22 protein-coding genes are annotated in these 21,759 nt (G+C 63.5%); 10 read left to right on the forward strand and 12 right to left on the reverse strand.

Features of this window, described 5'->3' with window-relative positions:
- Positions 1 to 2: 2 nt before the first annotated feature.
- From rsmG to mnmE, 3 genes are all read right to left on the reverse strand, one after another.
- Positions 3 to 644: a 16S rRNA (guanine(527)-N(7))-methyltransferase RsmG gene (gene rsmG / locus EN862_RS24665; protein ID WP_127866130.1), complete on the reverse strand. Its 642-nt coding sequence runs from the start codon at positions 642 to 644 to the stop codon at positions 3 to 5.
- Positions 641 to 2,515: a tRNA uridine-5-carboxymethylaminomethyl(34) synthesis enzyme MnmG gene (gene mnmG, locus EN862_RS24670; RefSeq protein ID WP_127866131.1), complete on the reverse strand. Its 1,875-nt coding sequence runs from the start codon at positions 2,513 to 2,515 to the stop codon at positions 641 to 643. Before mnmG ends, rsmG begins: the two co-directional genes overlap by 4 nt.
- Positions 2,516 to 2,939: 424 nt before the next feature.
- Entirely contained in the window at positions 2,940 to 4,247 is a 1,308-nt protein-coding gene (gene mnmE, locus EN862_RS24675) for a tRNA uridine-5-carboxymethylaminomethyl(34) synthesis GTPase MnmE (RefSeq protein ID WP_127866132.1), read from the reverse strand.
- Between the two features lie 120 nt (positions 4,248 to 4,367).
- Here mnmE and EN862_RS24680 point away from each other — a divergent pair, with 120 nt between their 5' ends.
- Positions 4,368 to 6,386, forward strand: a complete 2,019-nt coding sequence (locus tag EN862_RS24680) for a thioredoxin domain-containing protein (RefSeq protein ID WP_127866133.1) — start codon at positions 4,368 to 4,370, stop codon at positions 6,384 to 6,386.
- Between the two features lie 203 nt (positions 6,387 to 6,589).
- On the opposite strand, the gene rho is transcribed toward EN862_RS24680, so the two are convergent.
- The 3 genes from rho to hemE form a co-directional block, all read right to left on the reverse strand.
- A complete protein-coding gene (rho, locus tag EN862_RS24685) occupies positions 6,590 to 7,855 on the reverse strand; it encodes a transcription termination factor Rho (RefSeq protein WP_127230347.1) in 1,266 nt (421 codons plus the stop codon).
- A gap of 169 nt (positions 7,856 to 8,024) precedes the next feature.
- Positions 8,025 to 8,552, reverse strand: a complete 528-nt coding sequence (hemJ, locus tag EN862_RS24690; RefSeq protein ID WP_127866134.1) for a protoporphyrinogen oxidase HemJ — start codon at positions 8,550 to 8,552, stop codon at positions 8,025 to 8,027.
- The gene (gene hemE, locus EN862_RS24695; protein WP_127866135.1) at positions 8,549 to 9,577 is read right to left on the reverse strand and encodes a uroporphyrinogen decarboxylase; all 1,029 of its coding nucleotides are present in this window, start codon (positions 9,575 to 9,577) and stop codon (positions 8,549 to 8,551) included. The genes hemJ and hemE overlap by 4 nt, the downstream gene beginning before the upstream one ends.
- Positions 9,578 to 9,978: 401 nt before the next feature.
- On the opposite strand from hemE, the gene EN862_RS24700 reads away from it, so the two are divergent.
- The 5 genes from EN862_RS24700 (at position 9,979) to dnaQ (ending at position 14,010) form a co-directional block, all read left to right on the forward strand.
- On the forward strand, positions 9,979 to 10,800 hold the full coding sequence (locus EN862_RS24700; RefSeq protein ID WP_127866136.1) for a pyruvate, water dikinase regulatory protein: 822 nt from the start codon (positions 9,979 to 9,981) through the stop codon (positions 10,798 to 10,800).
- A 293-nt stretch (positions 10,801 to 11,093) separates the two neighbouring features.
- Positions 11,094 to 11,693: a Maf-like protein gene (locus tag EN862_RS24705; protein WP_127866137.1), complete on the forward strand. Its 600-nt coding sequence runs from the start codon at positions 11,094 to 11,096 to the stop codon at positions 11,691 to 11,693.
- The gene (locus EN862_RS24710) at positions 11,686 to 12,519 is read left to right on the forward strand and encodes a shikimate dehydrogenase (RefSeq protein WP_127866138.1); all 834 of its coding nucleotides are present in this window, start codon (positions 11,686 to 11,688) and stop codon (positions 12,517 to 12,519) included. The genes EN862_RS24705 and EN862_RS24710 overlap by 8 nt, the downstream gene beginning before the upstream one ends.
- Positions 12,519 to 13,124 carry a dephospho-CoA kinase gene (coaE, locus tag EN862_RS24715; protein WP_127866139.1) on the forward strand — a complete coding sequence of 202 codons (606 nt, stop codon included), beginning with the start codon at positions 12,519 to 12,521 and terminating at the stop codon, positions 13,122 to 13,124. Before EN862_RS24710 ends, coaE begins: the two co-directional genes overlap by 1 nt.
- A 181-nt stretch (positions 13,125 to 13,305) precedes the next feature.
- The gene (gene dnaQ, locus EN862_RS24720) at positions 13,306 to 14,010 is read left to right on the forward strand and encodes a DNA polymerase III subunit epsilon (protein WP_127866140.1); all 705 of its coding nucleotides are present in this window, start codon (positions 13,306 to 13,308) and stop codon (positions 14,008 to 14,010) included.
- 158 nt (positions 14,011 to 14,168) lie between these two features.
- Here dnaQ and EN862_RS24725 read toward each other — a convergent pair whose 3' ends face one another.
- The 3 genes from EN862_RS24725 to EN862_RS24735 form a co-directional block, all read right to left on the reverse strand.
- The gene (locus EN862_RS24725) at positions 14,169 to 14,450 is read right to left on the reverse strand and encodes a GIY-YIG nuclease family protein (protein ID WP_127866141.1); all 282 of its coding nucleotides are present in this window, start codon (positions 14,448 to 14,450) and stop codon (positions 14,169 to 14,171) included.
- A gap of 215 nt (positions 14,451 to 14,665) precedes the next feature.
- On the reverse strand, positions 14,666 to 15,166 hold the full coding sequence (secB, locus tag EN862_RS24730) for a protein-export chaperone SecB (protein ID WP_042645309.1): 501 nt from the start codon (positions 15,164 to 15,166) through the stop codon (positions 14,666 to 14,668).
- A 118-nt stretch (positions 15,167 to 15,284) separates the two neighbouring features.
- Positions 15,285 to 15,779, reverse strand: coding sequence for an FxsA family protein (locus EN862_RS24735; protein WP_127866142.1), 495 nt, complete (start codon positions 15,777 to 15,779; stop codon positions 15,285 to 15,287).
- 202 nt (positions 15,780 to 15,981) lie between these two features.
- Here EN862_RS24735 and EN862_RS24740 point away from each other — a divergent pair, with 202 nt between their 5' ends.
- The 4 genes from EN862_RS24740 to EN862_RS24755 are packed head-to-tail and all read left to right on the forward strand — an operon-like array spanning position 15,982 to position 18,756.
- Positions 15,982 to 16,689: a Tim44/TimA family putative adaptor protein gene (locus EN862_RS24740; protein WP_127866143.1), complete on the forward strand. Its 708-nt coding sequence runs from the start codon at positions 15,982 to 15,984 to the stop codon at positions 16,687 to 16,689.
- Positions 16,690 to 16,712: 23 nt separating this feature from the next.
- Complete coding sequence (locus EN862_RS24745) at positions 16,713 to 17,843, forward strand: murein transglycosylase A (protein WP_127866144.1); 1,131 nt, start codon at positions 16,713 to 16,715, stop codon at positions 17,841 to 17,843.
- On the forward strand, positions 17,815 to 18,339 hold the full coding sequence (locus EN862_RS24750; protein ID WP_127866145.1) for a Smr/MutS family protein: 525 nt from the start codon (positions 17,815 to 17,817) through the stop codon (positions 18,337 to 18,339). The genes EN862_RS24745 and EN862_RS24750 overlap by 29 nt, the downstream gene beginning before the upstream one ends.
- 54 nt (positions 18,340 to 18,393) lie before the next feature.
- The gene (locus tag EN862_RS24755; protein WP_127866146.1) at positions 18,394 to 18,756 is read left to right on the forward strand and encodes a helix-turn-helix transcriptional regulator; all 363 of its coding nucleotides are present in this window, start codon (positions 18,394 to 18,396) and stop codon (positions 18,754 to 18,756) included.
- Between the two features lie 183 nt (positions 18,757 to 18,939).
- Here the strand turns inward: EN862_RS24755 and EN862_RS24760 are convergent, their stop codons facing one another.
- The 3 genes from EN862_RS24760 to EN862_RS24770 all read right to left on the reverse strand — a co-directional run bounded on the left by EN862_RS24760 (position 18,940) and on the right by EN862_RS24770 (position 21,597).
- On the reverse strand, positions 18,940 to 19,185 hold the full coding sequence (locus EN862_RS24760) for a hypothetical protein (RefSeq protein WP_127866147.1): 246 nt from the start codon (positions 19,183 to 19,185) through the stop codon (positions 18,940 to 18,942).
- A 316-nt stretch (positions 19,186 to 19,501) separates the two neighbouring features.
- Positions 19,502 to 20,119 (reverse strand): transglutaminase-like cysteine peptidase, encoded by a 618-nt coding sequence (locus EN862_RS24765; RefSeq protein WP_127866148.1) that lies wholly within the window; start codon positions 20,117 to 20,119, stop codon positions 19,502 to 19,504.
- Between the two features lie 200 nt (positions 20,120 to 20,319).
- A complete protein-coding gene (locus tag EN862_RS24770) occupies positions 20,320 to 21,597 on the reverse strand; it encodes a polyhydroxyalkanoate depolymerase (protein ID WP_127866149.1) in 1,278 nt (425 codons plus the stop codon).
- Positions 21,598 to 21,759: the final 162 nt, after the last annotated feature.

The following is a 21,759-nucleotide window of genomic DNA, read 5'->3' on the forward strand; positions in this document are numbered from 1 at the left end:
ATTCATTGCTGTTTCGCCGGGCGCAAGTCGCTGATTTGGAGGATGACGCCATGGGGGTCGGTCATGCTCGAATGTTCTACCAGATCGAAGGCCCAGCGGTGAGTGCTTTCTTCCACTTCTGCCCGGTAATCCCGGCCTTTGTGGAAAAGCGCCCGCGCCCCTTTGGTCAGCCACGGCGCGGCCAGATCGAGCAGGTCAGGGAGCGCGGCCAGCGCCCGCGCCGTGACGATTTCAGGAGCAGGAACAAGCGGATAGCTGTCATCGATGCGCTTCGCCAGGACCCGCGCCGGCAAATCGAATTGGCCCACGATAGACTGCAGGAACGAGGCCTTCTTGCGGTTGCTTTCGACCAGGTCGATCGAGGCGCCGGGACGCTCTTTAAGCAGGAAGCCGAGCACCAATCCGGGAAATCCGCCGCCTGAGCCAAGATCGACCCAGCGTGTGGCAGTGGGCGCGATTCGCGCAAGCTGGGCGCTGTCCAGGATGTGGCGCCGCCAGACGTCGTCCAGCGTCGACGGCGCCGCCAGATTGATGCTGCGGTTCCATTTCAGGAACAGCTTTTCAAAGGCCCGCAGCCGCTCGAATGTTTCACGTGAAACCGGACCCGCTGCTTTCTGCAGATCCGCCCAGCTATCCGCGCTCACGCTACGGACCTGCGCGCGGCAAGTTCGGCGTTGCGGACATGCGCGACAATGATGGCAAGCGCCGCCGGCGTCATGCCTTCCATGCGCTGCGCATCGGCGATCGAACGCGGCTGGCGCGTCCTCATCTTCTGCTTCAACTCATTCGACAGGCCCGGCACGTCCGCGAAGTCGATTCCCTCCGGGATGAGCCGCGATTCCTCATGCCTGATCTGCGCGACATCGGCCTGCTGGCGGTCGAGGTAAACCGAATATTTCGCCTCCGTTTCAAGGCGCTCGGCGGTCTTGGTGTCAAGCGCGGCAAAGCGCGGCTCGACACGAGAGAGCCAGGCCATGTCGACGCCCGGATGCGCCAGCAATTCATAGGCCGAGCGGCGCACGCCGTCCTTGTTGATCTCCAGCCCGTGCCGCGCCGCTTCGTTCGGCGTCCAGGTGACCGACTTGGCCAACGCACGAGCCTCGTCGAGCCTCTGCGCCATCTCGCCAAACCGCTGCAGCCGCCCCGACGACGCGATGCCGAGCTTTTCAGCCAGCGGCGTCAGCCTCTCATCGGCATTGTCGGCGCGCAGCGACAGCCGGAATTCGGCGCGCGAGGTGAACATGCGATAAGGCTCGGCGATGCCGCGACTGGTGAGGTCGTCCACCATCACGCCGATATAGGCCTCGGTTCGGCTGAGCACGACGTCGTCACCGCCGGCCGCCTTGCGCGCGGCGTTGATGCCGGCGAGCAGGCCTTGCGCGCCGGCCTCTTCATAGCCGGTCGTGCCGTTGATCTGCCCGGCCAGGAACAGGCCGGCGACGCGCTTTGTCTCCAGCGTCGTCTTCAACTCGCGCGGATCGACATGGTCATATTCGATCGCATAGCCCGGCTGCAGCAGCGTCGCCTTTTCCAGCCCTGGGATCGTCTTCAGGATCTCGAGCTGAACATCCTCCGGCAGCGAGGTCGAGATGCCGTTCGGGTAGACGGTGTCATCGTCGAGCCCTTCCGGCTCGAGGAAGATCTGATGGCCTTCGCGGTCGCCGAACTTGACGATCTTGTCCTCGATCGACGGACAGTAACGCGGCCCGACACCTTCGATCGAGCCGGAATACATCGCCGAGCGACCGAGATTGGCGCGGATCAGCTCATGCGTCCCCGGCATCGTGCGGGTGATGCCACAATGGATCTGCGGGTTGGCGATTGCGTCCGTCATCAGCGAGAACGGCACCGGATCCTCGTCCGCGGCCTGGCTTTCCAGCGACGCCCAGTCGATGGTGCGGCCATCGAGGCGAGGGGGCGTGCCCGTCTTCAGGCGCCCGAGCTTGAAACCCGCGCGCGCCACGGTGGCCGACAGGCCCATGCTGGCCTGCTCGTTCATCCGGCCGGCGACGATCTTCCTTTCGCCGATATGGATCAATCCGCGCAGGAAGGTACCGGTCGTCAGCACGACGGCGCCGCAAGCCAGTCGGCGGTCGCCCGATATCTGAACGGCAGCGATCCGCCCGTCCACGATTTCAAAGTCGAGAACTTCGCCCTCAATGACATCGAGATCGTTCTGCTGCCGAATCGCTTCCTGCATGGCGAGCCGATAAAGCTTGCGGTCGGCCTGGGTGCGCGGCCCACGCACAGCTGGCCCCTTGCGGCGATTGAGCAGGCGGAACTGGATGCCGGCGGCGTCGGCGATGCGACCCATCAGCCCGTCCATGGCGTCGATCTCGCGCACGAGATGTCCCTTGCCGAGACCGCCGATAGCCGGATTGCAGGACATGACGCCGATCGTGTCGAAGCGCAGCGTCACCAGCGCGGTCCTGGCACCGGCGCGCGCGGCCGCACTCGCCGCCTCACATCCGGCATGGCCGCCGCCCACCACCACCACATCATAGTGATCGGTCATTTTCCAAGAATCCGCTTTCAGAGATGGATTGACACATGTCCCTGCTATCGTCTGCTGTCAAGGACGAAGGCCGGACTCGCCGGGGCGAATCGTTCAGGCCAAGTCAAAGCCCTGATTTCCGAGGACGCTAAGGGTCGAGGACGGCGCCGCCCCTCATCGCCCTGCCGGGCACCTCTCCCCGTATAGGGACGGGGAGAAGGGGCTAGCCGCAACAACGGCGACCTTCTTGCGACGCTGTTGATTGGCGAAACCGACGATGAGAGCAGGCAGGTGAGGGGCAGCGCCAGCGCCTGGAAAGGCTTCTCGTGAATTCGAAACCGGAAGCCTTATCGGACTCGTTTCACGTGAAACATCGATCCGCGCTCAATCCGGTGTTTCACGTGAATCACCGCCGGATAGGGCCGGGGCCTGTGTTTCACGTGAATCACTTACCAATGCAGAACTGCGAAAAGATGACGTCGAGCAGATCCTCGACATCGACCGCACCGACGATGCGCCCGAGGCGCTCGGCCGCCAACCGCAATTCCTCGGCGCGCAGTTCCTGGCTGTGCCCGGACAGCGCCGCCCGCAGGAAATCCATCGCCTCCTGCAGCAGCTCGACGTGGCGCATTCTGGATGGCAGGACGTCACCCGCATCGCCAACCGCCGCAGCGGCGCGGCTGCCGATCTCGTCGAGAAGGCGCGCCAGTCCGCTGCCGTCTTTGGAAGAAATCACCAAGTCGTAGGCGCCACCGCCGGGATCTGCGATGTCCGACTTCGTGCCGACCCGCAGCAGCGGAGCCCCAACCGAGATTGCGCTGACAGGCGCCGGATCGGCCATATCCTCCAACAGCAGAACAAGATCCGCCACATCAGCCTTCGCCCGCGCTCTTTCGATGCCGATCGATTCCACCTTGCCCACGGCGTCGCGCAGCCCGGCGGTATCGACAAGCCGCACCTTCAGCCCGTTGAGGTCCATGACGACCTCGAGCAGATCGCGGGTGGTGCCCGGTTCGTCGGTGACGATCGCGGCCTCGCGCCGCGCCAGAGCATTGAACAGACTGGACTTCCCGGCATTCGGTGCGCCGAGGATCACGACTTCGAACCCGTCGCGAATGATCTCGGCGGCCTTGAATCCTTGGACGTGCCGTTCGATCTCGCCGATCATCGCTGTCACGTCCGACCAGACCGCCTCCGAAACGGAACCCGGGACATCCTCTTCGTCGGCGAAATCGATCTCCGCCTCGATCATGGCGCGCGCGTGGATCAGCCGGAGGCGCCATTCAGAATAAAGCTCGCTTTGCGCGCCTTCGGCATTGCGCACCGCGAAGCGGCGCTGCGCCTCGGTCTCGGCACTGACAAGATCGGCCAAGGCCTCCGTCTCGACCAGATTCAACCTGCCGTTGAGAAAGGCGCGCCTGGTGAACTCCCCAGGCTCGGCATGCCTGACGCCTTCGAAGCCGGTAATCGTCTCCAGCATCTTGGCCGCGACTGCCCGGCTGCCATGCACCTGGAACTCGGCGACATCCTCGCCGGTGAAGCTGCCGGGACCCGGAAAGAACAGCACGAGCCCGTGGTCGATCGTCGCGCCGTCCGGCGCCCTGATCGTCCGTAAATTGGTAAACCGATCCTTAATCGATCCAGCGATCGTTTCGACTACGAATCGAGTCTGAGGGCCGGAAATGCGGATAACGGCGATGCCGGCGGGCAGGCGGCCGCTGGACAGCGCTACGATCGAATCCTTCGAAGCCATTGGCGAAACCATTTGCCGGACCTGCCGAACCGCCTAGATTAAAAGGTAGAGCGTGTCGGCCGCTTCACCTCTCGGCATCACACTCTGACCTCTGCCTCAAACCACGCCGAGCCGCCCATCGTGACCTTGCCCGCGCGAAACCTGCTTGCCGAAGAAGCCAGCCCCTATCTGCGGCAGCACAGCGACAATCCTGTCCATTGGCGCGGCTGGTCGCCGGCCACCCTTGCCGAAGCCAAGGAGCTGGGCCGGCCGATCCTGCTCTCCATCGGCTACGCCGCCTGCCACTGGTGCCATGTCATGGCCCATGAAAGCTTCGAGAACGACGCCGTCGCGGCCGTCATGAACCGGCTCTACGTGAATATCAAGGTCGATCGCGAGGAGCGGCCGGACATCGACCAGATCTACATGGCGGCGCTCCATGCCATGGGCGAGCAGGGCGGCTGGCCGCTGACCATGTTCCTGACGCCCGACGGCAAGCCTTTCTGGGGCGGCACCTATTTTCCGCGCGAGGCGCGCTACGGGCGGCCAGGCTTCATCCAGGTGCTGGAAGCGGTCGACAAGGCCTGGCGCGAAAAGCAGCAGAGCCTTGCCGAAAGCGCCGACGGCCTGACCGCCCATGTTGAACAACGGCTGGCCGGCGCTAAGGGCAAGACGGTGCTCGACCGCGATACGCTCTCCGATCTCGCCAGACGCATCGACGGCATGATCGACCGCGATCTCGGTGGCTTGAAGGGCGCGCCCAAATTCCCGAATGCGCCCTTCATGCATACGCTCTGGCTCTCCTGGCTGCGCGACGGCCAGGCGGACCATCGCGACGCCGTGCTGCGGAGTCTCGAAAAGATGCTGGCCGGCGGTATCTACGATCATGTCGGCGGCGGCCTCAGCCGCTATTCGACCGACGCCGAATGGCTGGTGCCGCATTTCGAAAAGATGCTTTACGACAATGCCCAGCTCATCCGCCTCTGCAACTGGGCCTATGCAGCCAGCGGAAACGACTTGTTCCGGGTGCGAATCGAAGAGACCGTCGCCTGGCTGCTGCGGGAGATGCGGGTCGAAGGCGGTGCCTTCGCCGCCAGCCTCGACGCCGACAGCGACGGCGAGGAGGGGCTTTTCTACACCTGGAGCCGCGACGAAATAGAGACTGCGCTAGGCGACGACGCCCCGGCTTTCTTCCAGTATTTCGAGCTGGCTGCGCCGCATGGCTGGGAGGGCAAGCCGATCATCCGCCAGAGCGACGCGCAGCAAGCTCAGGGCGTCGCCGACTACGCCAACCTTGCCCCCTTGAAAGCGAAGCTGCTGGCTGGCCGCGAACAGAGGGTCAGGCCCGGCCGCGACGGCAAGGCGCTCACCGACTGGAACGGCCTGATGATAGCGGCGCTTGCCGAAGCCGGCCGCTCGCTTGGGCGCCCCGACTGGATCGAGGCAGCAGCCAGGGCTTTCTCCCATATCGTCGAGGCCAGCCAGGATGGCCGGCTGCCGCATTCCATGCTTGGCGCGAAGAAGCTCTTCCCGGCACTGTCCAGCGATTACGCCGCCATGACCAATGCCGCGATCGCTTTGTTCGAAGCGACCGGCAATCCGGAATATTCCGATCGCGCCAGGCAGTTCATCGGCGAGCTCGACCGCTGGCACCTGGACGGCGAAAACACAGGCTACTGGCTGACAGCCTCGGACAGCGGCGACGTGCCGATCCGCATCCGCGGCGATGTCGACGAGGCAATACCCTCGGCCACCAGCCAGATCGTCGAGGCCCTGGTGCGGTTGTCCTCGCTCACCGGCGACCTCGATCTCTGGGAGAAGGCTTGGGCAACCGCCGAACATGCCATGGGCCGCGCCACGCAGCAGGCCTACGGCCAGGCCGGCATTGTCAACGCCTGCGCCCTGGCGCTTGAGCCGCTGAAGCTCGTCATCATAGACAAGCCAGGACCTTCAAGTCTTGTTCCGGTAGCGACTCGGACTCCCGATCCGCGCCGGGTCGACATTGTCGTGCCGATCGGTTCGGAGGCGAATCGAGCACTGTTGCCGGGCGGCGTCCTGCCGCCGACAGACATGCCAGGCGCCTGGTTCTGCAGCGGGCAGGTGTGCCTGCCGGTGGTGACGGATGCGGAGGAGTTGGAGAAGCTGTTGCGGCGGGGATAGGCGACCGCGTCTGTCATTTCGTCATCCTCGGGCTTGACCCGAGGATCCATGCCGTGACGGCTGCCGAGGGATGCAGCGGAGCAAGATTTCTGCACCGCTGCAAAGCTCAAAGGGAACGGCATGGATTCTAGGGTCTACGCCGCGTCGCTTCGCTCCTTGCTCCGCCCTAGAATGACGAAGTCTAGAGCGGCGAGTTCCTCCAATCACGTATTCATCGAATCGAAGAAGTCCGCGTTGGTCTTGGTCTGCTTGAGCTTGTCGATGAGGAACTCGATCGCGTCGGTCGTTCCCATCGGCGCGAGAATCCGGCGCAGCACGAAGATCTTCTGCAGGTCCGCGCGGGGAACGAGCAGGTCTTCCTTGCGGGTGCCGGATTTGAGGATGTCCATCGCCGGGTAGATGCGCTTGTCGGCCACCTTGCGGTCGAGCTGGATTTCGCAGTTACCGGTGCCCTTAAACTCTTCGAAGATGACTTCGTCCATGCGGCTGCCGGTGTCGATCAGCGCGGTGGCGATGATGGTCAGCGAACCGCCTTCCTCGATGTTGCGGGCGGCGCCGAAGAAGCGCTTCGGGCGCTGCAGCGCGTTGGCGTCGACACCGCCGGTCAGCACCTTGCCGGATGACGGCACGACGGTGTTGTAGGCGCGGCCGAGGCGGGTGATCGAATCGAGCAGGATGACCACGTCGCGGCCATGCTCGACCAGACGCTTGGCCTTCTCGATCACCATTTCGGCGACCTGCACGTGGCGCGCGGCCGGCTCGTCGAAAGTGGACGAGATCACCTCGCCCTTCACCGAGCGCTGCATGTCGGTCACTTCCTCCGGGCGCTCGTCGATCAGAAGCACGATCAGATAGCATTCCGGATGGTTGGCGGTGATCGAATGGGCGATGTTCTGCATCAGCACCGTCTTGCCGGTGCGCGGCTGCGCGTTGATCAGCGCGCGCTGGCCCTTGCCGATCGGCGCCACCAGGTCGATGACGCGCGGCGAGATGTCCTTCGAGGTGGGATTGTCGACCTCCATCTTCAGCCGCTTGGTCGGATAGAGCGGCGTCAGATTGTCGAAGTGGATCTTGTGCCGAATCTTTTCGGGATCGTCGAAATTGATGGTGTTGACCTTGAGCAGCGCGAAATAGCGCTCGCCCTCTTTCGGGCTGCGGATCGGCCCTTCGACCGTATCGCCGGTCTTGAGCGAAAACCGCCTGATCTGCGACGGCGAGATATAGATGTCGTCGGGACCCGGCAGGTAATTGGCATTCGCCGAGCGCAGGAAGCCGAAACCGTCCTGCAGCACCTCGACGACACCGTCGCCGATGATCTCGATATCCTGGGCGGCGAGCTTCTTCAGGATCGCGAACATCAGCTCCTGCTTGCGCATGACGCTGGCGTTCTCCACCTCGAGCGATTCGGCATAAGCGATCAGCTCTGGCGGCTTCTTGTTCTTGAACTCTGCGAGTTTCATTTCTTGCATTAGATAGACTCTGGGTAGGCTTTGGGGAGAAAAATCGGCTGAATACGACAAATGCCGGGCGCGGCCGAAAGCGAATGAAAGGGGCGGCGCATGACGGGAAGGAAGACCCGTCTTTTATCGTCGGTCGTCTGAAAGAGCAAGCCGCCTTTTGCGGACCCTGGCCGATGCGCTAGAACGGCTTCACGACAACCAGGATGACGATGGCGATCATCAACAATGTGGGGATCTCGTTGACGATCCGCCAGTGCCTGGCCGGCTTTTCGTTCTTGTCCTCGGCGAATTTCCGTACAGCGCCGGCGAGATAGCCATGCAGACCCGACAGGACGAGCACCAAAGCGATCTTGGTGTGCAGCCAGCCGCCCTGGAAGCCGAAGCCCTTCCAGGCCAGCCAAAGGCCGAACACCCAGGTCACGATCATTGCCGGATTGATGATCCCCCTGAGCAGCCGGCGCTCCATCACCTTGAAAGTCTCGGACTGCACAGAGCCCTTCTCGGCATCGACGTGATAGACGAAGAGCCGCGGCAGATAGAGCATGCCGGCCATCCAGGCGATCACCGCGATCACATGGATCGCCTTGGCCCAGATATAGAAGCCGTCGCCGGCCACCAAATAGAGAAGGGCGGTCGCCACCACGAGAAAGCCAATGCCGACCGCCATGCGCTTCATCGCCTGGCCCGTGCTGTTCTCATTGCTCATCGGTGGCCCCTCACCATTTTCACCATCGCTTCGACATGCTCCACCGGCGTCTCCGGCGTGATGCCGTGGCCGAGATTGAAGATCAGCGGTCCGCCGCCCAAAGTCCTCAGAATGGCATCGACGCCATCGGCCAGCGCCTTGCCACCGGCGACCAGGCGCAGCGGATCGAGATTGCCTTGCACCGCGCCTTCGCGCTGCAGCTCCTTCGCCATGGACAAAGGCACGGTCCAGTCCAGGCCGAGGCCGTCGATACCGGTCTTCTTCCTGTAGTCGCGATAGCGCTCGCCGGCGCCCTTTGGAAAACCGATCACCGGCACGTCGGGGTGAACCGCCTTCACTTGGCCGACGATCTCGGCCACCGGCTCGACGCAGAAAGCCTCGAAAGAGGGTTCATCCAGGACGCCCGACCAGGAATCGAAAATCTGCACCGCATCGGCGCCGGCTTCGATCTGACGGATGAGATAGGCAGCCGAATGGTCGGCCAGTACCTTCAGAAGTCGTCTGAAGGCCTCGGGCTCGCGATAGGCGAAAAGCCGCGCAGGGCCCTGGTCGGGCGTCCCATGCCCGGCAATCATATAGGTCGCCACCGTCCAGGGCGCGCCGCAGAAGCCGAGCAGCGCCGTCTCGTCAGGCAGCTTCGCGCGCAGCCGGCGCACGGTCTCGTAGACCGGTTCGAGATTCACGTGAAACATCTCGCCATTCAGCGCCGCGATCTCGGCCGCCGTGATCGGCTTCAAGATCGGCCCGCGACCCTCCTCGAAGCGCACATCCCGCCCAAGGGCGTTGGGCACGACGAGAATGTCGGAGAACAGGATCGAGGCGTCGAAGCCGAAGCGTTCGATCGGCTGCAGCGTCACCTCGACGGCGAGGTCCGGATCATAGCAGAGATCGAGGAAGGACCCGGCGCGCTTCCTTGTCTCGCGATACTCCGGAAGGTAGCGGCCAGCCTGACGCATCATCCAGAGCGGCGGCGGTGAAACCGTCTCGCCCTTGAGGACGTCCAGCACGATCCGTTTCCCAGCCATCCAGCGCCCGCCTCTCCAGTTCTCTTAAATCAAATATCTATTTTAAAAGAGTCTTCTGATTCTAAGAGTCTGTTGGTTGTGATGGTTGCGACCTGTCCAGCCTGCGGCCCGAAAAGGCCAGTCAGCATATTGTCGCGTACTCGCTTTCACAATTTGGAGGGTTCTGGGGACGAAGCGGATTCAGTCTTTTGAGTCAAAAGCTTGGCCATTCCGCTCTGAAATCCGCGCTGTGGATGAAACCGGCCCAGAAAAGTTGATCCCCGGTTTTGTCCCCAGCGCCGCGACAAAGCCTACAGCCGGTCGAATTGTGGACAAGCGGCCATCTGATAGAGTCGCCTTTTGATCCGAGGCTTGCCCATCCAGCCTTGTCCACAATTGCCCACAGCCTGGACCCATCCCCTGTGAACAAACCTCAGAGCTTCTTCCATCTGCACCTGATCTCCGACGCCACCGGCGAGACGCTGCTGGCCGCCGGCCGCGCGGCGTCCGCCCAGTACAAGGATGCGCGCGCCATCGAGCACATCTATCCGCTGATCCGCACCGAGAAGCAGGTCGCCAAGGTCTTCGAGGACATCGAGGAAGAGCCCGGCATCATTCTCTACACCGTCGTCGATCAGAAGCTGGCGCGCTCGATCGACGAGCGCTGCGCGACCATGGGCCTGCCTTGCGTCTCGGTGCTGGAGCCGGTGCTCGCCGTCTTCCAGTCCTATCTCGGCACGCCGGCCGGCCGCCGCGTCGGCGCCCAGCATGTCCTCGACGCCGAATATTTCCGCCGCATCGATGCGCTGAACTTCACCATGGAGCATGATGACGGCCAGCTGCCGGCGAATATGGACGATGCCGATATCGTGCTGATCGGCATCTCGCGCACCTCGAAGACGCCGACCTCGATCTATCTCGCCAATCGCGGCATCAAGACCGCCAACATCCCGATCGTGCTCGGCGTGCCGCTGCCCGAAAGCCTGATCGCCGCCAAGACGCCGCTGATCGTCGGCCTGGTCGCGACGGCAGAGCGTATCTCGCATGTCCGGCAAAACCGCATCCTCGGCAACAGCGCCGCCTTCGTGCCGACCGATTATGTCGATCGCGCCGCGATCAACGAGGAGCTTGCCTACGCGCGCCAGCTCTGCACAAGGCATGGCTGGCCGATGATAGACGTCAGCCGCCGCTCCATCGAGGAAACGGCGGCGGCGATCGTTGCCCTGCGGGGCAAGACGCGGTAACGGAGATTGGCCGAGACGCGGCTGCTTCGTCATCCTAGGGCGGAGCAAGGAGCGCAGCGACGCGGCGTAGACCCTAGGATCCATGCCATGACCTCGAAGTATTGCAACGGTGTAGAATTCTGCTCCGCTGCGCCCCTCGGCTGAAGTTACGGCATGGATCCTAGGGTCTACGCGACGGAGCTTCGCTCCTGCTTCGCCCTAGGATGACGAAGTTCGTAGGGCTTGGCCATTCTCCAAAGTTTGTGCCGGACCGCCGGACAAACGATGAGTCAACAGCGTCAGGGAACTAGTGCATGCCCGAAAAGATCATCCTCGCCTCCGGCAGCCCGTTCCGAAAAGCCATGCTCGTCAATGCCGGTCTCGATATCGAGGCGGTGCCGGCAAATGTCGACGAGCGCGCCCTCGAGGCTCCGCTGAAAGACAGTGGCGTCTCGCCGGAGGATGTCGCCTCGATCCTGGCCGAGGCCAAGGCGACCGAGGTCAGCGAGCGGAGACCCGGCGCCCTGGTGCTCGGCTGCGACCAGACGCTGTCGCTGGGCGATAAGGTCTTTCACAAGCCGGCCGACATGGAAGGCGCGCGCAGGCATCTCCTGGCTTTGTCGGGCAAGACTCATCAGTTGAACAGCGCCGCCGTGCTTTGCCGCAATGGCGAGGTGCTGTGGCGCCATGTCGGCGTCGCCAGCCTCACCATGCGCAAGCTCGACCCTGCCTTCATCGGGCGGCACCTGGCGCGGGTTGGCGCCAAGGCGCTGGGGAGCGTCGGCGCCTATCAGATCGAGGGCGAGGGCATCCAGCTGTTCGAGAAGATCGAAGGCGACTATTTCACCATCGTCGGCCTGCCGCTGATGCCGGTGCTGGAGGAACTGCGCGCGCTGGGAGCAATCGATGGCTGAGGCAAAAGCTTTCGTCACGGGACATCCGATCGCGCATTCGCGCTCGCCGAAGATCCACGGCTATTGGCTCAAGACATACGGCATCGATGGCAGCTACCAGGCGATCGATGTGGCGCCGGCGGATTTCGCCGCTTTTCTCAAATCTCTCGGCGAGGACGGATACCGCGGCGGCAATGTCACCATTCCGCACAAGGAAGCCGCTTTCGCCGGCGTCGCTCGCCGCGACCATGCGGCCGACGAAATCGGCGCCGTCAACACGCTGTGGTTCGAGGATGGCGTTCTTTGGGGCGGCAATACGGACGGCTACGGTTTTGCCGCCAATCTTGACCAGTATGCGCCGGGCTGGGCGGCCAATGGACCGGCTGTGGTGCTGGGCGCCGGCGGCGCCTCCCGCGCCGTCATTCACGCGCTGAAAGAGCGCGGGATCAAGGACGTCCGCATCGTCAATCGGACGCTGGCGAGAGCCGAGGAACTCAGCCGCCATTTTGGCCCCGGCGTCTCGGCGTACAGTGCGGGCGCGGTCGGCGAGCTGCTTGCCGATGCCGGCCTGCTGATCAACACCACAGCGCTCGGCATGCATGGGGATGCGACGCTCTCCGCCGATCCGGCCGGATTGCCGGACCACGCCATCGTTACCGACATCGTCTATGTGCCATTGGAGACGCCTTTGCTCGCCGCCGCCAGGGCGCGGGGGCTGAAGACGGTCGACGGGCTCGGCATGCTGCTGCATCAGGCCGTGCCCGGCTTCGAGCGCTGGTTCGGCAGGAAGCCCGAAGTCAAGCCCGAATTGCGGCGCATGATCGTCGCCGACATCGAGGGCCATTGATGATCGTGCTCGGCCTCACCGGATCGATCGGCATGGGAAAATCGGCGACGGCGAAGATGTTCGCCGAGGCCGGCGTGCCGGTGCATGATTCCGACGAGACCGTGCATCGCCTTTATTCCGGCAAGGCCGCGCCTTTGGTCGAGGCCGCCTTCCCGGGCACGACTGAGGCAGGCAGGGTCGACCGCGTGAAGCTCGCCGGAAAAGTGCTCGGCGATCCCGCCGCGCTGAAGAAGCTCGAATCAATCATCCACCCGCTGGTGCGCGCCGACGCCGATGCGTTTCTGGCGAAGTATCGCGCCGCCGACGCTCCGGTCGCCGTGCTCGATATCCCGCTTCTGTTCGAAACCGGCGGCCGCAACCGCGTCGACAAGGTCGTGGTCGTCACCGCGTCGCCCGAGATCCAGCGCGAGCGCGTGCTGGCGAGGCCTGGCATGAGCGAGGAGAAATTTTTGTCGATCCTCGCCAAGCAGGTGCCCGACGCCGAAAAGCGCCGCCAGGCCGATTTCATCATCGACACCGGGCACGGCTTCGAGGCGGCGCGGAAGGCGGTTGACGCGATCATCGCCGAACTCTCAGGGGAAAAGTCCGGCGAAACCGGCTCCTGACATTACAGCGCCGCGCGTCCGTTCGGACGCGCAAAGGACGCTGTAACGCTTTGATTTTGCGCATGATCCTTTTCCGAAAATCGATTCCGATTTTCGGAGGTCATGCGTTAGGCCGTCAGCAGTCCCCATTGCCATTTTGTTCTGGTTTGTGATTCTGCTCCTTGGAGCGGATTGATTCGAAATGCGTGAGATCATCTTCGATACGGAAACCACCGGCCTCGATTTGCGCGAAGACCGCATTATCGAGCTCGGCGGCGTCGAGTTGGTCAACCGCTTCCCGACTGGCCGCACCTTCCATAAATTCATCAATCCGCAGGGCCGCGCCATCCACGCCGAGGCGCAGGCCGTGCACGGCATCAGCGCCGCCGATCTCGTCGGCAAGCCGACCTTCGCCGAAATCGTCGATGAGTGGCTGGCCTTCACCGATGGCGCCAAGCTGATCGCCCACAACGCCACCTTCGACCTCGGCTTCCTCAACCTCGAATACAGCCGGCTCGACCATCCGGCCATAGATCCCGGCCGTATCATCGACACGCTGGCCCTGGCGCGCCGCAAGCATCCGATGGGCCCGAACTCGCTCGACGCGCTCTGCCGGCGCTACGGCATCGACAACACCCGCCGCACCAAGCACGGCGCGCTGCTCGACTCCGAGCTGCTGGCCGAAGTCTATATCGAGCTCATCGGCGGCAAGCAGGCGGCGCTGGTGCTGGAAGCCGTGGCGGTGCAGATGAACGGCGCCGGCGAGGTGGCCGACATCGACATCTCGATCGGCGCCAGGCCGATCGCCCTGCCGCCGCGCCTCACCGAGGCGGACCGCGCGGCGCATGCCGGGCTGGTTTCGACGCTCGGCGAAAAGGCGCTGTGGCTCAAGGTGGCGGTGGGGTGAGGCGCAGAGCGCCCGAACGTAGACTGTCGAGATTAGCCGATACTTTCGCGACTTCGTCATCCTAGGGCGAAGCAAGGAGCGAAGCGACGCGCGCAGACCCTAGGATCCATGCCGTGACTCTGGTGCTATACTCCGGCGGTGCAAGAAACCGGACGAAACTACCACCCTGTCCCACGGAAAAGTTCGAACCATTCTGGGTTGGTCTTCTCGATTAACTCGATCTTCCATTGTCGCGGCCAGCGCTTCAGTGACTTCTCGCGTTGGATGGCATCGGCAATGTCGAAATATATACAGACCAGTCGCTGCACACTGTAGCGGCTCGTGAAACGTGAGCCAGCGCCCGTTTTGTGCTCCGGCATGCGGCGGCCAAGATCGTTGGTGACACCGATATAGATTGTGCCGCGCTTCTGGCTTGCGGTCATATAGACGTAGCCGGTCATCGTTTCAGGCTAGCGAGCATTTTGCGCGTACAAGGCCATTCCTGGTCCGTCGCATTCTACGGCTAATGTCACGGCATGGATCCTAGGGTCTGCGCGCGTCGCTTCGCTCCTTGCTCCGCCCTAGGATGACGATGGAAAGGGGGTGCCAATCCTCAACATTTAAACAAAAAAGCCCGGCACGAAGCCGGGCTCGTCATTCGCCAAAGCGAATCTTCTCAGCTCACCTGGACCTTGCTCGCGGCCTGGTCCTCGGCGATGCGCTGCTGGAACATCTGCGCGAAATCGATCGGGTCGAGCATCAGCGGCGGGAAGCCGCCATTGCGGGTCGCATCGGAGATGATCTGGCGGGCGAAGGGGAACAGGAGCCGCGGGCACTCGATGAACAGGATCGGCAGCATGTGCTCCTGCGGGAAGCCCGAAATGGCGAAGACGCCGCCATAGACCAGCTCGACATTGAACAGCACTTCCTGGTCGAAGGAGGCCTTGGCGTTCAAGGTCAGGTTGACGTCGAACTGCTTGTCCGAAAGCGGATTGGCGTTGACGTTGACATTGATCGCGATGCCGGGCGCCTTGTCGCGGCCGCGCAGCGAGTTCGGCGCGCCGGGGCTTTCGAAGGACAGATCCTTCACATATTGCGCAAGCACATTGAGCGAGGGCTGGTTCTGGGTGCCGTTGCCGTTGGCGGCGCCGGTCGCCGCGTCATCGTTGCTGGCCATGAGCCTTTAAGTCCTTCTGCCTGGGCAGCATTGCTGACCGGATTGAAATCGCGGGTTCGCTACCATGCTCGGGCGGACAAAACAAGTTTTGCCGCTTTGTCGGGCAAAGGGCCTGGGACTAGTCGTTTTTCAACCGCCGCCACGGCGAATTGTGATCCGGCCGGTTCGGATAATCGTCGCGCGAATAGTCGCTGTCGTCGAGGTCGATGACGGTGTCGCGCCGGCGCGCCGAAAAGCCGCTCGAGAAGCTGGTCGCCATGACGATGCGGCTCTTGAGCAGGCGCCAGGCGAAGTCGCGCACCGGCGGCAGCAGCAGAAGAATGGCGAAAATATCGGTGATGAAGCCGGGGATGATCAAAAGGATCGCCGCCAGAACGATCATCGCGCCATGCGCGAGCTGCCGGCTGGGATCATGCCCGGCATCCATCTCGGCCCGCACCCGCGTCATGACGCCGAAACCCTGATACCTGAGCAGCAGGCTGCCGGCGGCGCTGGACAGGATGACCAGCCCGACCGTCGCCAAGGCGCCGATCTCGCGGCCGACGACCACGAAGCCGGCGATCTCCAGCAGCGGCAGCAGGAGCAGGAACAGCGGGATGAACGAAATGCGCAAAGTCTCGACCGATCGCTTTCTTCTTTTGGGCGCTCGCGGACAATCGCCGCTGGCCTTGGCGCCCTTAGATAGGTATGGCTGCCTTTGATTTGAATGATTGCGCCTGCCGTTCTATATGCTTTGGGTGTTGAACGCTATGCGACCGCGGTCCCCGAGGGGTTATGCCGGTCCGGCAAGAACAGGGTTCGAGTTGGCGGAAAATATGGGTTTCTTCGACTTCGGCACGATTTTCTTTTTGATTGCGGCGGTTGTGATCTTTTTCCAGCTGCGCAACGTGCTCGGACGTCGCACCGGCAACGAGCGCCCGCCCTTCGATCCCTATTCGGCGAGCCGCACGCGCGAGGCTGATGCGGCGCAGAAGCCGGAAAACGTCGTGTCGCTGCCGCGCAAGCGCGCGCCGGGCGAAAGCGCCGCCGAAACCTATGCCGATATCGACGCCTTCGCCAAGCCGGACACCGATCTCAACAGGGGCCTGCGCACGATCAAGGACAATGACGCGTCCTTCGAGCCCAAGAGCTTCGTCGACGGCGCCAAGATGGCCTATGAGATGATCGTCATGGCCTATGCCGACGGCGACCGCAAAACGCTGAAGAATCTTCTGTCGCGCGAGGTCTATGACGGCTTCGTCGCCGCCATCGGCGAACGCGAGGCGAAGTCGGAAAAGATCCAGTCGTCCTTCGTCGGCATCGACAGGGCCGACATCGTCGCTGCCGAAATGAAGGGCTCGGAAGCGCATATCACGCTGCGCGTCGTCTCCGAGCTGATCTCGGCGACCCGCGACAAGGCCGGCGCCGTCATCGACGGCGATCCGGAGACGGTGGCCGAGGTCAAGGATGTCTGGACCTTCGCCCGCGACACACGCTCGCGCGACCCGAACTGGAAGCTCGTCGCCACCGAAGAAGAAGATTGAGACAAAGCGGCGGGGCCCCAGTCGTGCCGCTCTCTCCTACACTCAGCGAAAAATCCTTCACCGACCTTCCGGGCTGGAGCGAGGACGATCACCGCGCAGCCTTCGCCGCGTTCCGGCGCTCAGCCTTCCACGCGCCCATAAAACCTTATCGCACCGGATCGCTCGGCGTCGACTTCAACGCTTTTGCCGAGGCCTATGCCGAGGCGCGCGCCGTTTCGGCGCCGAGCCGGTCCGGAGCGCGGTCCTTTTTCGAACGGCATTTCTCACCCGCCCTGGTCATACCCGACAATGGCGGCTCGGGCCTCGTCACCGGCTTCTACGAGCCGGAGGTCGAGGCCTCGCCGGTCAGGACCGAGCGGTTCACCGTGCCGCTGCTGTCCCGCCCCGCCGATCTGATCGACATCGATGACAGCAACCGGCCGGCCGGCATGGATCCTTATCTGGCCTTCGCCCGCCGGACGGATGACGGCCCAGTCGAATATTTCGACCGCGGCGCGATCGAGCGCGGCGCGCTGGCCGGCAAAGATCTCGAAATCGCCTGGCTCGCCGAGAAGGTCGACGCCTTCTTCATCCATGTGCAGGGTGCGGCGCGCCTGAAGATGACCGACGGCAGGCTCGCCCGCGTCACCTATGCCGCGAAGTCCGGCCAGCGCTTCACCGGTCCCGGCAGGATCTTGAGCGATCTCGGCGAGATCCCGCTGGAAAAGGTGACGATGCAGTCGATCCGTGCCTGGTTCAAGGCGCATCCGGAGCGGGTCGACGAGATCCTCTGGCAAAACCGCTCCTACATATTCTTCCGCGAGGCCGCGGTCGACGATGCGGCGCTTGGGCCTATCGCCGCCGCCAAGGTCCCGCTGACGCCGGGGCGCTCGGTCGCCGTCGACCGGCTGCTGCATACTTTCGGCACGCCCTTCTATATCGACGCGCCGACGCTCACTGCCTTCGATAAAAGACCGTTCCGGCGGCTGATGATTGCGCAGGACACCGGCTCGGCCATCACCGGGCCCGCGCGCGGCGATCTTTTCGCCGGCTCGGGCGACGCCGCTGGCGAAATCGCCGGCGTGGTCCGCAACGCGGCGGATTTTTATGCGCTGGTGCCCCGCGCGCTGTTGATGGAGCGACCCGGTGAGCCGCCGCGACGATCATCTCAGTGACGACGACCGCATCCTGTGGAACCTGGTGGCGCGTTCGGCCCGGCCCCTGAAAGGCAAGACCGCGGTCGAGATTCCCGAAATCATCGAACCCAAGCCGACGCCGGCCGCCGCTCCGGTCAACGGTGTCCCGGCCGTCGCTGCAAAACCGAAGACGCCGCATGTCTCAAATGCGCTCGACGACCAGACGCTGCACAAGCTGAAGAAAGGCCGGCTGCCGATCGAAGGCCGCGTCGACCTGCACGGCATGACGCAGGACGAGGCCTATTCGCTGCTGCTCACCTTCCTGCATCGGGCGCATGCCGGCGGCATTCGTTACGTTCTGATCATCACCGGCAAGGGTTCGTCCTCCGGCGGCGACGGCATCCTGCGCCGCGCCGTGCCGGCCTGGCTGTCGACGCCGGCCTTCCGCCATCTCGTCTCCAGCCACGATCACGCGGCCCGCAACCATGGCGGCTCTGGCGCGCTCTATGTGCGGCTGCGGCGGATGCGCCCATGAGGAACTCGGCAATGAGGGGCTCGGCAATGGGGGCTCGCCGATGAGCAGGCCGACATGACCCCGTTCGGCGAGAAGCTCAGGGCGCTGCGCGCCGAACGCGGCGTCAGCCAGAAGGCGATGGCCGAGGCCATCGGCGTTAGCGCCGCCTATCTGTCGGCGCTCGAGCACGGCCGCCGCGGCGCGCCAACCTGGACGCTGATCCAGAAGATCATCGGCTATTTCAACGTCATCTGGGACGATGCCGAAGATCTCGCCCGCCTTGCGGAAAGCTCGCACCCGAGGGTCAGGATCGACACGTCCGGCCTGTCTCCGGCGGCGACCGAGCTTGCCAATCTCTTGGCCGAGAGCATCGAAAAGCTCGATGAAGAGCAGCTGCGGAAAATCACAGCATTGGTCCGGACTGCGCTGCGCAGATAGTTTGCCCTGGTGCGGTTAGCCGAAGCGCTCGAACTTCGTCATCCACGGCGGAGCGGGAGCGAAGCGGACGCGCAGACCCATAGTCTGCGCGCGTCGCTTCGCTCCTTGCTCGCCACGGGATGACGACGGCGCGAAAGCCAAGGCTTCGGTGTACTGCGCCGCAGGCAACCCTCACGCTTGAAATCAGAACTTGCCGGCGGCGCCGTTGGTGCTGCCGCGGTCGCCCTTGCCCTGATGGCCTTGATGGTCGCGGCCACCATTGCCGCCGCCAAGGCAGTTCTCGGAGCCGACGGTGCAGCAGCGGCCGCTCCACAGGTCATTGAGGTTGGTCGCGGCGCAGCTTTTGTAGGTCTGGTCCGCCAGGGCCGATCCGGTCAGGGCCGACACGGCGACGGCGGCAAGAAGGGTATTGCGCAGAAAAGCAGTCATTTGAGGTCTCCATGGTTGGGTTTGCCATTCACGGCTGTGTGTCGTCGGCTGAACGGAAACGGTTCATGGAGTCGCCTGAAAATTTTCGGAGGCCTATCGCCTTCGTCATCCACGGGCGGAGCGGGAGCGAAGCGGACGCGCAGACCCGAGGATCCATTCCGTAACCTCGCGCGAAGGGTAAAAGCGGTGCAGAACAGAGGTCGTTCTGCACCGCGGTGACGCCTGTAGGTAACGGAATGGATTCTAGGGTCTGCGCGGCGTCGCCCCGCTCCTTGCTCCGCCCTAGAATGACGAAGCCGAGGTTGACCCGCCCAGCCTACTGCACCGAGCCGACCAGAACCGCCTGGCCGTCGCGGATCGAGACCCAGCGTCCGGTGTTGTCAATCGCCTGGCGCTTGAGGAAGCGGTAGCCGGTCGCGTCCCAGGCTTTGACCTTGTCAGTCAGATTGTCGAGCACATAGTCGCCCTTGTCGGTGCGCACCGTGAGCACCGAGTGGCCTTCGCCATCTGGCTTGCGCACGACGGTGATCAGGAGATCGGCGAGCGACATGCCCGTGCGATAAAGCTGGCGGCGCTTTTCCAGCACATAGTCCTCGCAGTCGCCATAGCCGTCATCCGGATAGGCCCAGACTTCATCCTTGCCGTAGTGATCGAGATCGCTCAACGGCTTGACGGCGGCGTTGACCCTGGCGCTGACATTGACCAGCTTGCGCCACAGACCGTCCGTCATCCTGGCCGGATCGAGATCGGCCGGATGGATGTTGCATTCGTTCGGACGCGCTTTGCAGAAATCATAGTGCCCGATCGGCTGCGAGGTCAGGCCGCCCGTGGTCATCGCGCCCGCCGCCCAGGCGGGCACCGCCCAGTGAGCCGAAATCGCCAGCCCTGCGACTGAACACAAACGCAGTATCCGCGTCATAGCTGAGGAAGTCATTGCCCCCGCCGCCCTCTCTTTATTAACGAAACGTTAAGGGCGATTTACAGTCCGTGTCAATTAGAGAGCACGGCCAGTTTGACGGCATGGTTACCTGGACGATCCCGTAGCGACACTTTCGCCACAGAGGCAAAGGCGCAACACCAGCGGCCGCCGGCTGGCGGCGGAGCGAAAGTTCGCGCTGGCGCGGTCTGCGGCGTTCAGCCTTTCGCCGAACGGACCAGTCTCGGCTTCGTCGCCACACGCTGCTGGCGGCCATAGCTGGAAATGAAGTCGGCGATGCGCGGCACGATTTCCGAGCGGAAGCGCGAGCCGTTGAAGACACCGTAATGGCCGACCGCCGGCTGCATGTAATGGACATGCTTGTCGGCGGGAATGTTGACGCACAGATCATGCGCGGCCTGGGTCTGGCCGAGCCCGGAAATGTCGTCGTTCTCGCCCTCGATGGTGAGCAGCGCGACGTTGCGGATCGCTGTGCAGTCGATCGTCTCGCCGCGATGCGTCATCTCGCCCTTCGGCAAAGCGTGGCGCACGAACACAGTGTCGACCGTCTGCAGGTAGAACTCCGCCGTCAGGTCCATCACCGCCAGGTATTCGTCATAGAAGTCGCGGTGCTTTTCGGCGCTGTCGCCGTCATTTTTCACAAGGTGCATGAAGAAGTCCTTGTGGGCGATGATGTGACGGTCGAGATTCATGCTCATGAAGCCCGAAAGCTGCAGGAAGCCCGGATAGACCTCGCGGCCGAAGCCCGGCACCGGCCACGGCGCCTGCATGATGACATTGTCGCGGAACCAGGCGATGCCCTTTTCCTCGGCTAGAAGATTGACCGCGGTCGGGTTGCGGCGCGTATCGATCGGGCCGCCCATCAGCGTCATGGTCGAGGGCACGAAGGGATCGCCGCGCTTCTCCATCAGCGCCACCGCCGCCAGCACGGGCACCGAGGGCTGGCAGACGGCCATTACATGCGTGTCGGGGCCGAGCGCATGGAACATCTCGATGACGTAGTCGATATAGTCGTCGAGATCGAAGCTGCCTTGCGCCACCGGCACCATGCGGGCGTCGACCCAGTCGGTGATGTGCACGTCGGCGTGAGGAAGCATCGCCTCGACCGTGCCGCGCAGCAGCGTCGCGTAATGGCCCGACATCGGCGCCACGATCAAAAGCTTCGGGTCCGGCTTGCGTCCCGCAGGCAGCGCGCGCTCGAAACGCACGAGATTGCAGAACGGCTTCGACCAGACCGTCTTTTCGGTGACGTCGACGCTCTTCCAGTCGACCACGGTCTTGTCCAGGCCGAATCGCGGCTTGCCGTAGCGGCGGGTGGTGCGCTCGAAGAGCTCGGCGGTCGCCGCGACCGAGCGTCCGAAGGGGGTGTGGGAGATCGGATTGAGCGGGTTGGAGTAGAACAGCCGCACCGCGTCGGCATAGAGGCGGGCCGGCTGCAGCGCCGCATGGTTCATTTCGTAGAGCTGGTAGAACATCGAGAACCTCGTTGCCGTCCATCGACCAAAGGGACGACGAACAGCGCCGAGCCTTGAATGTCTCCCGGCGAGGTTAACGAGATATTGTTGCGATGCAATACGTCATTTTGTCTGACGAATGCTTCTTTGGTTCAACCTGTTGAAATCGGACTTGGACGGGGC

The sequence above is a fragment of the Mesorhizobium sp. M2E.F.Ca.ET.219.01.1.1 genome, assembly GCF_004016445.2.
Classification (GTDB): domain Bacteria; phylum Pseudomonadota; class Alphaproteobacteria; order Rhizobiales; family Rhizobiaceae; genus Mesorhizobium.

What these genes read in the sequence shown, in the direction of transcription:
- EN862_RS24705 (WP_127866137.1), top strand. Translation starts at nt 11,094, where the DNA reads ATGCCCGAAAAGATCATCCTCGCCTCCGGCAGCCCGTTCCGAAAAGCC.
- EN862_RS24755 (WP_127866146.1), top strand. Translation starts at nt 18,394, where the DNA reads ATGACCCCGTTCGGCGAGAAGCTCAGGGCGCTGCGCGCCGAACGCGGC.
- rho (WP_127230347.1), bottom strand. Translation starts at nt 7,855, where the DNA reads ATGCAAGAAATGAAACTCGCAGAGTTCAAGAACAAGAAGCCGCCAGAG.
- mnmG (WP_127866131.1), bottom strand. Translation starts at nt 2,515, where the DNA reads ATGACCGATCACTATGATGTGGTGGTGGTGGGCGGCGGCCATGCCGGA.
- dnaQ (WP_127866140.1), top strand. Translation starts at nt 13,306, where the DNA reads ATGCGTGAGATCATCTTCGATACGGAAACCACCGGCCTCGATTTGCGC.
- mnmE (WP_127866132.1), bottom strand. Translation starts at nt 4,247, where the DNA reads ATGGCTTCGAAGGATTCGATCGTAGCGCTGTCCAGCGGCCGCCTGCCC.
- EN862_RS24770 (WP_127866149.1), bottom strand. Translation starts at nt 21,597, where the DNA reads ATGTTCTACCAGCTCTACGAAATGAACCATGCGGCGCTGCAGCCGGCC.
- secB (WP_042645309.1), bottom strand. Translation starts at nt 15,166, where the DNA reads ATGGCCAGCAACGATGACGCGGCGACCGGCGCCGCCAACGGCAACGGC.
- EN862_RS24740 (WP_127866143.1), top strand. Translation starts at nt 15,982, where the DNA reads ATGGGTTTCTTCGACTTCGGCACGATTTTCTTTTTGATTGCGGCGGTT.
- hemJ (WP_127866134.1), bottom strand. Translation starts at nt 8,552, where the DNA reads ATGAGCAATGAGAACAGCACGGGCCAGGCGATGAAGCGCATGGCGGTC.
- hemE (WP_127866135.1), bottom strand. Translation starts at nt 9,577, where the DNA reads ATGGCTGGGAAACGGATCGTGCTGGACGTCCTCAAGGGCGAGACGGTT.
- coaE (WP_127866139.1), top strand. Translation starts at nt 12,519, where the DNA reads ATGATCGTGCTCGGCCTCACCGGATCGATCGGCATGGGAAAATCGGCG.
- EN862_RS24725 (WP_127866141.1), bottom strand. Translation starts at nt 14,450, where the DNA reads ATGACCGGCTACGTCTATATGACCGCAAGCCAGAAGCGCGGCACAATC.
- EN862_RS24710 (WP_127866138.1), top strand. Translation starts at nt 11,686, where the DNA reads ATGGCTGAGGCAAAAGCTTTCGTCACGGGACATCCGATCGCGCATTCG.
- EN862_RS24765 (WP_127866148.1), bottom strand. Translation starts at nt 20,119, where the DNA reads ATGACTTCCTCAGCTATGACGCGGATACTGCGTTTGTGTTCAGTCGCA.
- EN862_RS24760 (WP_127866147.1), bottom strand. Translation starts at nt 19,185, where the DNA reads ATGACTGCTTTTCTGCGCAATACCCTTCTTGCCGCCGTCGCCGTGTCG.